Source organism: Streptomyces sp. PTL18 (assembly GCF_059510295.1).
This window is the reverse complement of sequence record NZ_JCAJZO010000132.1, coordinates 1-557: the sequence shown is the minus strand read 5'-3', so window position 1 is coordinate 557 and position 557 is coordinate 1. Positions and strand designations below refer to the sequence as shown.

Annotated in this window: 1 protein-coding gene and 1 pseudogene; one reads left to right on the top strand and one right to left on the bottom strand. The window is 71.1% G+C overall.

Going from position 1 to position 557, the window contains the following annotated elements; genetic code table 11:
* A pseudogene (locus AC5WS8_RS39330) lies at window positions 1–307 on the top strand (hypothetical protein); the annotation flags it as partial.
* Here AC5WS8_RS39330 and AC5WS8_RS39325 read toward each other — a convergent pair.
* Window positions 255–557: transposase (locus AC5WS8_RS39325; protein ID WP_496108266.1), on the bottom strand; the 303-nt coding region annotated here is incomplete at its 5' end. The pseudogene AC5WS8_RS39330 and the gene AC5WS8_RS39325 overlap by 53 nt on opposite strands.

Here is a 557-nt window from a genome sequence, read left to right as displayed (position 1 = left end):
GTCCTCGCCGGTGCCGGGTTCGGTCGTGCCGCCTTGGCGCGAAGGACTGCCGGTGACGGTGCTGGCGCCGGACTACCAGCGGATTCTGGGCGTGCTGGAGGAGCGGCAGCCGGCGGGCCAGGGGCCGCTGAAGGCCAGGGAGATCACGGCTCGGCTGGGCTTGGAGACAACGTCGGCGAAGGTCGAGGGGGTGCGCTCGAAGGCCCGGCGTCTGGCGGAGCGCGGGTGGCTGGTGCAGGAGACGTCGGGGGCATTCAGCGTCGGCCGGCGGCCCGTGGCCGTGCCAGACGCCGGCTCATCCGCGTGACCATCGACCACCGGATCATCGCCTCGCTGCTGGCCGGCAACGTCTCGTAGTCCCGGGCCAGCCGGCGCGAATGCATCAGCCACGCGAACGTGCGCTCTGCCACCCAGCGCCTGGGCAGCACTACGAATCCCGCCATGTCGTCGGTGCGTTTGACGATCTCCAAGGTCAGCGCGAGTTTCTGGCGGCACCAGTCGACGAGGGAGCCGGTGTAGCCGCCGTCGGCCCAGACGAGGGTGATGTCGCGGTGCAG